This is a genomic window from Methanospirillum stamsii (genome assembly GCF_003173335.1).
GTDB lineage: Archaea > Halobacteriota > Methanomicrobia > Methanomicrobiales > Methanospirillaceae > Methanospirillum > Methanospirillum stamsii.
In genome coordinates this window covers 147531-159794 of record NZ_QGMZ01000004.1, presented here as the reverse complement: position 1 = coordinate 159794, position 12264 = coordinate 147531, and the positions used below count along the sequence as shown (strand labels likewise).

The following is a 12264-nucleotide window of genomic DNA, read 5'->3' as shown; positions in this document are numbered from 1 at the left end:
GAAATCGATGGGAATTAGGGTTACAATCCGATTATTCATTTAACTATTTTTCTGATTTCTTCAAGTGAAAGATTAGCTATTGCGGCAATTGATTCGATGGGGATTCCTGATTTATTCATGTTGATAACCATCTCGCGAATTGCTTCCTCTTTCCCCTCTTCTCTGCCCTCTCTTCTTGCCTCATTCTCCCTTATCGTCTGATCGATGAGCCACAACTCCCGTGCTTCGCTATACGCCCTTATAATAGGATCCTGGCTGATTACCTTCAGTTTATTGTACGCTTCATGTACCGCTTCACTTGCTTCTGCTGCCATGATCATCTCCTCTTCAGTTTCTGCTCCTAAAAATGTTCTCCATGCCCAAGGGTCGTTATTATAAGTAATGCCCTGCTTACTATTAGAGTTTCCCACCTGTATAAACATAAGTTCAAAATCGATACAGATCGGTTCATACCTGCTCTTTTCCAACGCATGAAAACAGGATACCGGTTTAGTATCTTTAAACCAGGAATGACCAAGAATACAGATACCGGTAGTCCGTTTCAATGAATCATAATCCTTCCCCTTTATGAGCTGAGCTCCATAGGCCCTGGCCCAGTAAAAAAGCATCCTTTTATGAATGGCTCTGTGTCGTTCTGCCTGCATTTCAATAAAGACCTGCTCCCCGTTCCCCGTGGTCAGTCTGATATCCAGAACACCTTCTTTTTCATCCGGATAATTTCGCAGAAGAAATGGGTTTTTCAAAGTGATGCCTGATTTCTGTTCGCCTGTGATCGAATCAAGCAGGGATGAAAGCAGATGTTTCGAGTCTTCAGACCCAAAGAGCACCTTGAAGACAAAGTCATTTTGTGGAAACAAAAGGTACTGTGAATGACTGGTAATAATTCCTGCCATGAGCCCTGACCTGTGTGATGGAATTGGGTAAAAAATTTGTGAAATCTATGATTCATACATCGTATCGGTTCGGGTTGTCTATACTCCGAACTGGAGTGGTATAAGTCTAGTGTAAATAACGGCCCGATTGAACAGTCTGACCGTTTGATCTTGAACAGTGAGGACGATCTAACTGAGTGGTACGAACGATCAGTTGAACATTTGTTAAAAATGGGCAGAGTATTCAGTTTTACCAAAAGGTTTCTATTTTCGCTGATCGACCATAAACGTCTATATAGGTCATCTTAAAAATTTCACAGGAAGGAAACACATTTGAGAAATCAGGTTCCTTTTGTGAAACGGAGAATAAAGGTTGAAAATCCCGTCTTATTTTTGAGAATATCTATTACAGAAAAATTGAAAACCTTTTGAAAAATTAATAATTCGTCAATCGATCTGGCATTTTTATCACTGCGTGTGTAGTGCGGTTTAATATAAACTCTCCCGGATCTTAATTAACTATATCCTCAATTATTATGCCTAATTCTCTTGTATCCTCACTATTTTCATTAAAATCCTTCGGGCACCAGGTTTTATCAAGGACAAACCGATATTTAAGCAGTCTACCCTTTTTATCCGGTGGTGTCTCCAAAAAAACCTTCGTCCTTTTAATAATTTTGACCGCTTTTACCATTTTATCAAATAAATATATGTCTGCATTGATTCCATCAGAGAATGGTGAATTATTCCTGAGAAAGAAAGTCACATCTCTGCTTCTATCCTGAACAAGTATTTCAAATTTTTTTTCAGTCCAAAAAAACTTTTTCTCATCTGATATCTCACCAGAATAAATACCCCGATTAAAATAACAGTTCATTTCAAAAAATGATGGGTTAAATCTGGAAAATATATCACGTATATTCAGACTTTCATAAGGGGGGTCACAATGTTTACATAATGGGATAGTATCTTTTTGATTGGATGTATGTAACGATCGAAAGTGTTGATATTCTGGAGAGTTCCAGATGTCCTGAATAGTCGAATCATTTGCATTTCCCAATACACATTTACAATCGTAATCATTACAACAAGGCACAACACGTCCGTCCCAGGTAATTACCATCCCGCGCCATGGTTCAATACAAAGGTGGCTATTCATAGGAGTGCCTTTTGGGCCTGGTGCCATTTGGTTTGCAAAAGAATGGTAATTTTTCAGAGTTACATGCACTCCATCAATATTTTGAAAACATCTGACGAAAGATTCAAGTTCAGGTTTATTTTCATCCAGGCATATAGCTTGAATAGTAATATTGAGGTCTGGTTTGTGATCCTGATATTCATCAAGAAAGGCCTTAAGATTCTCCTGAGTTTTCTGAAAATCTCCCCCTGTCCGTATTTTCTCATACGTTTCTTTTTGGAGAGAATCCAGGGAAATAATTAAATGGTCTAAATTACTGTTGAAAATTTTTTCACGGTTTTTTTCATTTAAAATCGTAGCATTTGTTGATAAAGACAGGGTTGTCCCTTTTTTTCCAGCATAATTGATAAAATCCTCAATTTTTGGATGGAATAATGATTCCCCAAAAAAGTGAAGGTATATGAAATCAACTTTCCCTCCAATTTCGTCAATAATTTTTTGGAAAAGAGAGAATTCCATGTATCCAACCTTCCGGGTCATCAGGTTGCGTGGGCACATTGGACAGGTAAGGTTACAAAAATTTGTGGGTTCAATTAAGAGATAATTTGGGAATGTACCAATTCTAACTTTTTTATCAAAGTACGTTCTTTTGTTAATTTTTCTTGATAGTCTGGCTATCTCACTATTTTGGGATTTATTTCTAAAAATATTAGTAATTTTCATATTTTAATAAAATTCCTTATTGAGTGTTTTTGATCATCTATATTATTATTGGTACTCATTATTAAACCATTAGTGAACTAATTAATGAGAAATAGGTTACTTTATGCATTCTTTGCCACTTGTATCAATCATTACTCCCTCGTATAACCAGGGAAGATTTATCCGTCAAACTATTGAGAGTGTTTTAAATCAAAAATACCCAAATATTGAATACATCATCATCGATGGTGGTTCTTCAGATAATACGCTAGAAATAATAAAAGAATACGAGAGTAAAATCAAGTGGATTTCTGAAAAAGATAATGGTCAGTCTGACGCCATTAACAAAGGGTTCTCGATGGCGAATGGGGAAATAATTGCATGGCTTAATTCTGATGATATATATTTAGAAGACGCAATTCAAAAAGCCGTCGATTTTTTCACGGTCTATCCGGATTATGGGTTAGTCTATGGTGAAGGATACCTCATTGATGAAAATGGAAATAATCATGGAAGATTTCCTTGTACACAAGAATTTGATGAATGGACATTGGTCCATAAATCTGATTATATCATGCAGCCAACAACTTTTTTTAAGAAGGAAGCATTTTTTAGGGTTGGCAAACTTGACACTAATTTGCATTGGTGTATGGATTGGGATCTTTGGATAAAACTTTCAAAATGCTACCCAGTTGGGTATATCAATGATTATTTAGCATGTTCTCGCGAGTATGATGAAACCAAAACTAGTACTGGGGGAATAAAAAGGTTTAAGGAAATCGTAAAAGTAATGCGAAAATATGGAAATTATCGATATCCCCCGGGATATTTTCTCTATGGGTGTGCAACACTCCTCACCATTACGAAAAACTATTTAATTGTTCATCAAATTGCAAGATTAATTACCTTTTTCATCTCCCATCTTGTTTTTTCTCCAATCCCCTTTTGGAAGGAATCTGAAAGTGCAAAAAGGTTTAAAGATGAATATTAACAATAATTTACCCAAATATGAATCTGATAATTTATTGAATCTCAATAAAAATTAAAAGGTGATTTGATATTATTTCAATAAAAAAAATCATTGATAATTTCATTAAAAATTTGAATCCAAATACCATTAATAGAATAATTCATAGACGAGAACAAAAATTTTCTAATTGCTCACAAAGATGTGATCAAACTCTTTCCCGGATATTCGAAATTGAATTAAATTTATCACGATTAAATAGTGAATTGAAGATTCTTATTGCACAATCTATTATCCAGAATTTAATTTATGATTCAATCAATGATATCCATAAAACGGAAATGAAAGTTTTTTCCCAATGGGGTGAAGATGGGATAATTCAATGGCTGATACAAAGGGTTCCAATTAAAAACCAGGTTTTTGTAGAGTTTGGAGTAGAAAATTATCGTGAATCAAATACCAGATTTTTATTAATTGCCAACAATTGGAAAGGCCTTGTAATCGATTCATCTGAAAAAAATATAAAAGATATTAAATCAAGTGAGATTTATTGGAAATACCAATTGCAGGCAATAGCAAGCTTTGTACACCGGGATAATATTAATTCATTATTAGAAGGTGAGGGAATTGTTGGGGATATTGGACTTTTAAGTATTGATATTGATGGAAATGATTACTGGGTCTGGGAAGCAATTTCTGTGATATCTCCAAGGATTGTAATTTGTGAATACAATAGTATATTTGGGGCAGAAAAGGCTATTTCAATTCCCTATAATCAAAATTTCCAGAGGACACAGGCCCATTATTCTAATCTTTATTATGGTGCTTCTCTTCCTGCTTTATGCAGATTAGCAGAACAAAAGGGATACGTTTTTGTAGGATCGAACAGTGCAGGGAATAATGCATTTTTTGTCCGAAAAGATCTCTCGTCCGGACTTCCCTCTCTTTCAGCAAAAGAAGGGTATGTGATGAGTTTATATCGGGAATCAAGAGATGAAGAAGGTAATCTCTCACATATTTCTGGTGAAAAGAGATTACAGGTTATTAGTGATATGCCGGTAGTAAACGTAATTAATAATTCAATATATTTAATTTCTGATATTTTTTTGAAAAATAATCAAAGTTTATGAGAATAAGTACAAATTTGAGGATATTATTATGAGAATCGGAGTCAATCTTTTGGATTTAATACCCGGGCATATTGGGGGCATGGAACAATATATTCGAAATCTCATTCAATATTCTAGTTCAAGAGACGATGTAGAGTTTTATTTATTCTTAAATAAACAAAATTATGTAACTTTTCCGGAGTTACCTCATAAAATTACAAAAATTCTGATTGAGAAAAAAAACAGAGGTATCGAATTTCTTCAAGAGGTACATGACCACGATCTTGATCTTTTATTCTGTCCCTTACTTAATTTAGAACCAACAAATATTTTGATCCCATCTGTGGTCACGATTCCTGATATGCAACATAAATTCTACCCTGAATTTTTCTCTAAAGAGGCCCTGGATCTAAGAGAAAAAAGTTTTGAATTTTCAGTAAAAAATGCAAATAAAATTCTCACGCTATCAGAATACTCGAAAAAGACCATTGTTTCATCATATGATGTTCAACAAGAGAAAGTTGAAGTAATCCACCTGGATGCAAGTACAACATTTCAATCAGATACCTATCAAAAGAGTAAAAGTATTTTAAGAAAGTATAAATTACCATTTCAGTATATTTTTTATCCTGCTAACTTTTGGAAACATAAAAATCATTATGTCCTGATTCAGGCTCTTTCAATCCTTCATACTAAATATAGAATAAAGGTCCATCTGGTTTTAACCGGGCAGAAAAAAAAGATGGATCCAGAAATTATCCGATTAATCCGAAAGGAGAAATTATCCCGGTATATTCATATAATTGGCTATATTGATCAAAGGGATTTGCAAAAAATATTCATTCGTGCAGATATTCTTGTCTTTCCATCTTTATTTGAAGGATTTGGGATTCCATTAATTGAAGCGATGAGATGTAACTGCCCTATAGTCTGTTCTAATAGGACGAGTATTCCTGAAATTGTGGGAGAAGCTGCACTTTTGTTTAATCCTGAAAACCCAGAGGATATTGCAGAAAAAATAAGTTTGGTAATTCATAATCCTGATATTCGGGATGAGCTCATTGAAAAGGGAAAAATTCAGTCATTAAAATTCTCCTGGAGTTCTACATCAGAAAGGACATTAGACGCTTTCTCTGAAACAATAAAGAATAGTGAAAAAAACCAGAAACTTCCTTTGGTTTCAATAATCACTCCTTCATTTAACCAAGGGAGATTTATTAAGGAGACCATTGAAAGCATACTCTCACAGAGTTATCCAAATATTGAATATATAATAATTGATGGAGGTTCAACGGATGAAACCGTTTCCATTTTACAGTCCTATACAAATCAGTTTACCTGGATATCTGAAAAAGATGAAGGACAGGCAGACGCTGTTAATAAAGGGATCTTAATGGCAAAAGGAGATATTATCGGGTGGCTCAATTCGGATGACATATATGCTCCACATGCTATTCGGAATGCTGTTTCAGCGTTAATAAAAAATCCAGATATTGATGTGGTATATGGTGAAGCATCCCATATTTCAGATATCGGAGATTTTATTGAAAGATATCCCACCGAGATATTTAATTATGAAAGGTTAGCAGAGTATTGTTATATTTGCCAACCATCTGCTTTTATCCGAAAAGATGCATTAATAGAGGTAGGATGTTTAGATAAGAACCTACAATTTTGTATGGATTATGATTTATGGATGAGATTGGGAAACATGCATAGATTCCTCTATATCCCATATGTAATCGCTCATTCTCGTTTATACATTCAAAATAAAACGCTCTCTCAGAAACGGAAAGTGCAGGAGGAGGCGATAGATACAGTATATAGGAATTATGGGTATGTTCCAATAAACTGGGTTTATGGATTAATTGATTTTAAATTGAATGGAAAACATAATATTTGGTTTTATCCATCGGTCTTTTTTGAATTTTTATTTATTAATAAGAAAAATCTTAAGTACGTACAGGAATTTTTTAAAAAAATTATTTTAAATCAAAAAGCCAAATATTTGAAACATCTTATTTTTTAATGAATCAGGAAACATGTAATAAGGAGAAAAATAATTCTTTATAGAGAATTGGCAATGTTCATGGTATTAGCCTTTTAATAATTCAATATTGGTTAGGTGAATAAATGAATTACTGGGAAAATAAAAAAATACTTGTTACAGGAGGAGCTGGATTTCTTGGAAAAAATGTGATACAACAGATGATTCAGAGGGGAGCTGTTCCATCGAATATTGTTATTCCACGAAGTAAAGATTGTGATTTAAGGGATAATTTAAATTGTATAAAGGTTGTTAAGGGAATTGACATAATAATTCATCTTGCCGCGAAAGTTGGGGGAATTGGATATAACCAGAAACATCCCGGGGATTTGTTTTATGATAATGCGATAATGGGTATCCAATTAATGGAGGCAGCCCGCATTGCAGGAGTATCAAAATTTGTTGCAGTGGGAACTGTTTGTGCATATCCAAAATTTACACCGGTTCCATTCAGAGAAGAAGAATTATGGAATGGATATCCGGAAGAAACAAATGCCCCTTATGGATTAGCGAAAAAGATGCTATTGGTGCAGGCACAGGCATATAGACAGCAATATGGGTTTAACGCGATTTATCTTCTACCTGTAAACCTCTACGGACCTGAAGACAATTTTGATCCGGAAAGTTCCCATGTAATCCCCGCATTGATCAAAAAATTTGTTGAAGCTAAGAAAAATGATGAGCCCTATGTAGAAGTATGGGGGACGGGTTCGGCGTCACGTGAGTTTTTGTATGTTGAAGATGCTGCGAGAGGAATTGTTCTTGCGACGGAAAAATATAATGGCAATGAATCTGTTAATTTAGGGGCTGGAAACGAAATACAGATAAAGCAACTTGTTGAAATAATTAAGGAAGTTGTTGGATATAAAGGGGAGATCAGGTATGATGTTTCAAAACCAGATGGCCAACCAAGAAGATGCCTGGATGTAAGTAAAGCTCAAAAGTATTTTGGTTTTCATGCAGAAGTTGATTTTTCAGAAGGATTAAAGCGGACTATTGAATGGTATTGTAATTTTTAAACTACATAATCAGCAATATTATCAAGAAAAAATAAATATTTTTAAATAAATGACATTTTTTGACATTAGTTATTTTCTGGTTTTTTTTAGTATATGGCTAATTTTTAGTTGTTTTGGAATTGGATTAACATTTTTGATATTTCCTAGAGAACTTTTGAAATACTCACTTATTTGTTGCCCGTTTATCGGGCTCACATTTTTTTCCTTTTGTACCTGGATAATTACAGAAAATGAGTTAAAGCAGATATCCAATTATTCTGATTATTTATTATTGATTGCCTTTTTTTTATTGATTATTTCGGTTTTAGTAAAAAAACAATCTGTTATTGAATCAATTCTTTGGACATATGAATCCCGGAAATATTTATTGATAATTTTTGCGGCGGTTTGTTTAATCTTTATTATTCCATATTTATCCTCAGTAAATCAATTGACATCTTATACAACTGGGATTGACCAAATACATTATGCAATTATTTCAAAAGACATTTCTCTAAAAAATAATCCCGAGTTAATTATTCAAAACCCATTTGTTCATAAAAACCATTATGCACATAGTTTAAAAAATATATATTCCCCATATGTTGCACCAGTAATTCCTGTTCTTTTCTTCCCTTTAGAGATTTATGAAGTTCAAAATATTCTTATTCATTTTTTCATCTTATTGGATGCAATATTACTTTGGATTCTTCTAATCGCATGCTTTAATTATCGAAAAGAAATTGCATGTATTATTGCCTGCCTGTTTGTTTTTAATTTTAACATTATTTGGTTAGTCAATGTATATCATTTTGGCAATATAATTTCAATGGGTTTTTTTATCATTTTATTCCTTACTCTGTATATTGGATATGGTTCATTTAAAAAATTAAAAGATATCATATTCTATATCCCCGTTTTTACTGCACTTATTTTCTCGTTAATAATAACTTATATTAATTACCTCCCCTTCTTTTTTGCAGTCTCGATTTTATTTTTATTATTTTCTTTTGTTTTGTCAATAAAATCTAAAAATGATATTACTTTACAATTTTTAACCTCTAAATTTGATATTATTCGTTTTTATTTTTTAAAATTTCAAAGAGAAATTTTTCCATCATTTCTATTATTATTATCTAGTTTCGTAATTGCCATAATTATCCAACCTGATTCTACGATTTCTAAAATAACTACATTTTATGGCCTTAATATTGCTGGGATCCCAATGCCCTTTCCTACTCCCTCCTCCATTTTTGGAGTAGTCCTATGGAGTGATAAATTACTATTCTTTCACATTGTTGCATCGATAATAGTTCTTTGGATAATTTATTGTTCAATTAAAAAATTTTCTTTAAAAAAGTCGCAGTTATTTTCTTTTATGTTAGCAATTATTACAGTTTTTATTTTTTCATATCTTTTTCTATTATATCAGACAATTTATATCAATTCCGTTATTTCTTATAAACTTCAAAAATTGGTAGGATTTTTTCTTCCATTATTGTTACCAGTGGCCTGCTATTACTTTGCAGATTATAAATTGAATTTGTTAAATATCAGAAAATTTTTATCTGATTTTAAAAAATTGGAGTTGGTGCAAAAAATAGTCTCCATAATTGTGATTTTAATTGTCATGAGTATTTTTTTTGTTGGTATATATTTTTCACAAACACCTGGAAAAGCATTAGAACAATCAACTATTGAATTATCAGATTATTTTGAAAAACATGAAATTAAATCATTGAATATCTGGGATCCGTCCTATTGGGACATGTGGATTATTTATTTCCTATTTGATAAGGTTCCATTATATCTCTCTCAAGATACTTATTATAATAAACAAAATGAAATGCTTGGAGATGTGAATCTTCACCGATTGGACGATATCGTAAATTACTCACAAATTATTAAGATAAATAATATGTATGGAATTATTCCCTCTAATATTTTAAATGAGGTTAAATTAGGAGAGGGCTGGTATACATTGGAAGGTTCAAATTTTAATCATTGGAGGTGGGGAGGAAATAAGGGATTGGATCCTGAAATATTTATTAATTTAAGTTATGAGAAAAATGTGAAAATTACAGTAGATTACTTTTTGATTAATCCTGAAGGGAAATTCTTTGACATTATGTTAAATGACAAAAAAATTAAAGAATGTAACTCATCTGGTTATTGTATTATTGAATCTATTGACATTCCAAGAGGGAATAACACGATGAAATTTCATCCGGAATTTGATTTCATTCTTCCGATGAATGATCCAAGGACCTTATCAATAGCCATGGAAAAAATTAATATTATTAAAAATGAGTGAAAACATGGAGAAATTTCTTTCAATAATCGTCCCTGTATACAAAGAAGAAGAAAATATTCTCAATTTTCTTTCAAGAACAGAAACTGTATTAAATAAAGTAACTGAAAAATATGAAATAATTTTTTGCTTAGATCCCTCCCCTGATAAAACTGAGGAAATTATTTTAAATGAGATTAACAGAAACGAAAGAATTCGTCTTATAAAATTTAGCCGAAGATTTGGTCAACCTGCGGCAACCATGGCTGGCATTCATTATTGTAATGGTGATGCCTGTGTCGTGATTGATGTTGATCTCCAGGATCCGCCAGAACTAATTATCTCAATGATTGTAAAGTGGGAGGAAGGATACAAGGTAGTTTATGCCAAAAGGCGTTCCCGAAAAGGGGAGACCCTGATTAAAAAAGCGATAACCAGGTTTGGATATAAATTAATAAATAAAATATCTGATGTTGATATCCCTCCAAATACGGGCGACTTTCGTCTCATGGACAGGATCGTAATCGACGAGTTAAAGAAGCTACATGAATCCCATGGTTTTTTACGAGGCATGGTTGCATTTGTTGGATTCAAGCAGGATTTTATTGAATATGATCGGGATGAGCGTGCCTCGGGAATTTCTAATTACAATAGATATGTTGGCTCACTCAAGATAGCAATCAATGGAATTGTTGGTTTCTCAATTCGTCCCTTGCAACTGGCTACTCTAACTGGTGGCCTTATTGCTATTGGTGCATTCATTTTGGGATTGTGGATACTAATTGAGAAAATATTTCTTCATGCTGAATTAACACCTGGTCTGACATGGACAATTGTTCTTATAACGTTTCTTTCAGGTGTACAACTTTTATCGCTTGGAATCATGGGAGAATATATTGGACGAATTTATGAGGAAGTAAAATGTCGCCCATTATATATTATCGATTACTCACAAAATTATCATAGAAAATAGAGAATATAAATAGATAAGTCTGAATATATGTTTAATAATCTCATTCTTTACAAATACTTTAAATATTTCGTTGTCGGTGCAATTGGCGCTATTACTGATTTTTCTATCTACACGGTTTTAATTAGAACCTTATTTTTAAATTATATTGTTGCTAATGCAATCTCAATTACTGTAGCACTAATAATAGTATTTTACATGCAAAAAAATTGGACCTTTCAATATGTCCCAATTAACAAGTCGAAGACATTTTTTAAATATTTATTATGTGTTGCACTTACTTATCTATTTAATAGTGGATTTTTATTTTTGTTAGTTGGAATTTTGGGATTTGAAGAGATAATATCTAAGATATTTCAAATTATTGTAAGTACTATTTGGGGCTTCATTTTTTCAAATTTTTTTGTTTTTACAAAGAAAGATAACTTGTCTGATTTGAATTAAAATCTTGTAAATTAACATTCTTTTTTTGATAAAACTAAACCAATACATAAATTCATTGAAATACTGGGAATAATTAATGGAAAATATGATGTTTCTTCGATTAAAAAAAATTTCTTCAATTCAATTATAATTTCTAGTGGTAAGTTTATATGCTCTATTGATATCAACCAATCATAACTTTGATTGTACCTTTTTTCAAAGATCCTTCGTGCAGAAATTTTTCTTGCAATTTCATACAATAACCCTCCTTCACATGGAATTACTGCTATAAATTTACCATCTGTTTTTAATAATCGATGTATTTCTTTCAATGCAGAGGGGAGATCTGGAAGATGCTCAAGTACATGAATCGCAAGAATACGATCAAAAGAATTATCCTCGAATGAAGTTTTTTTCTGACAATCACCAACTAAAGTTTTTACCTGGGGGTACTTGATTTTAATTTCTTTTATCAATTCTTCCCTTATTTCAATTACTGAATAATTTTGGATCGCTAAATTCTCATAGAATAAATGCTCTCCTAATCCGGCACCAATTTCCAATGTATTGCAACCTTGAAAAATCCCCTTTTTCGAAGCGAATCCATGATTAAACTTTTCAATGATTCCATATTTTTTTGGCAACACGGTCAGCCAATGTTTCATGAAATCATCACGGATTGCTATTTGTTCATTAGTTAGTGGAGGTATTATTTTTGGCCACGAAGTCTTTTTTGATTTTTTCATTT

Annotated in this window: 10 protein-coding genes; 7 read left to right on the top strand and 3 right to left on the bottom strand. The window is 32.5% G+C overall.

Annotation, left to right across the window (positions count from 1 at the left end; genetic code table 11):
• Positions 1-35: 35 nt before the first annotated feature.
• Together DLD82_RS01535 and DLD82_RS01530 are read right to left on the bottom strand one after the other, a co-directional pair.
• A complete protein-coding gene (locus tag DLD82_RS01535; protein WP_109939332.1) occupies positions 36-893 on the bottom strand; it encodes an Rpn family recombination-promoting nuclease/putative transposase in 858 nt (285 codons plus the stop codon).
• Positions 894-1383: 490 nt separating this feature from the next.
• On the bottom strand, positions 1384-2733 hold the full coding sequence (locus DLD82_RS01530; RefSeq protein WP_109939331.1) for a radical SAM/SPASM domain-containing protein: 1350 nt from the start codon (positions 2731-2733) through the stop codon (positions 1384-1386).
• A gap of 112 nt (positions 2734-2845) precedes the next feature.
• Here DLD82_RS01530 and DLD82_RS01525 point away from each other — a divergent pair, with 112 nt between their 5' ends.
• The 7 genes from DLD82_RS01525 (at position 2846) to DLD82_RS19485 (ending at position 11537) form a co-directional block, all read left to right on the top strand.
• The gene (locus DLD82_RS01525) at positions 2846-3703 is read left to right on the top strand and encodes a glycosyltransferase family 2 protein (RefSeq protein WP_181391191.1); all 858 of its coding nucleotides are present in this window, start codon (positions 2846-2848) and stop codon (positions 3701-3703) included.
• A 317-nt stretch (positions 3704-4020) separates the two neighbouring features.
• Positions 4021-4809, top strand: a complete 789-nt coding sequence (locus DLD82_RS01520; protein ID WP_146199654.1) for a hypothetical protein — start codon at positions 4021-4023, stop codon at positions 4807-4809.
• A gap of 28 nt (positions 4810-4837) precedes the next feature.
• On the top strand, positions 4838-6817 hold the full coding sequence (locus DLD82_RS01515) for a glycosyltransferase (protein ID WP_109939328.1): 1980 nt from the start codon (positions 4838-4840) through the stop codon (positions 6815-6817).
• A 104-nt stretch (positions 6818-6921) separates the two neighbouring features.
• On the top strand, positions 6922-7854 hold the full coding sequence (locus tag DLD82_RS01510; protein WP_109939327.1) for a GDP-L-fucose synthase family protein: 933 nt from the start codon (positions 6922-6924) through the stop codon (positions 7852-7854).
• Positions 7855-8221: 367 nt separating this feature from the next.
• Entirely contained in the window at positions 8222-10147 is a 1926-nt protein-coding gene (locus DLD82_RS01505) for a hypothetical protein (protein WP_146199653.1), read from the top strand.
• On the top strand, positions 10140-11096 hold the full coding sequence (locus DLD82_RS01500) for a glycosyltransferase family 2 protein (protein ID WP_219968282.1): 957 nt from the start codon (positions 10140-10142) through the stop codon (positions 11094-11096). Before DLD82_RS01505 ends, DLD82_RS01500 begins: the two co-directional genes overlap by 8 nt.
• 27 nt (positions 11097-11123) lie before the next feature.
• Positions 11124-11537, top strand: a complete 414-nt coding sequence (locus tag DLD82_RS19485; protein WP_109939325.1) for a GtrA family protein — start codon at positions 11124-11126, stop codon at positions 11535-11537.
• An 11-nt stretch (positions 11538-11548) separates the two neighbouring features.
• Here the strand turns inward: DLD82_RS19485 and DLD82_RS01490 are convergent, their stop codons facing one another.
• Complete coding sequence (locus tag DLD82_RS01490) at positions 11549-12262, bottom strand: class I SAM-dependent methyltransferase (protein ID WP_109939350.1); 714 nt, start codon at positions 12260-12262, stop codon at positions 11549-11551.
• Positions 12263-12264 lie beyond the last annotated feature (2 nt).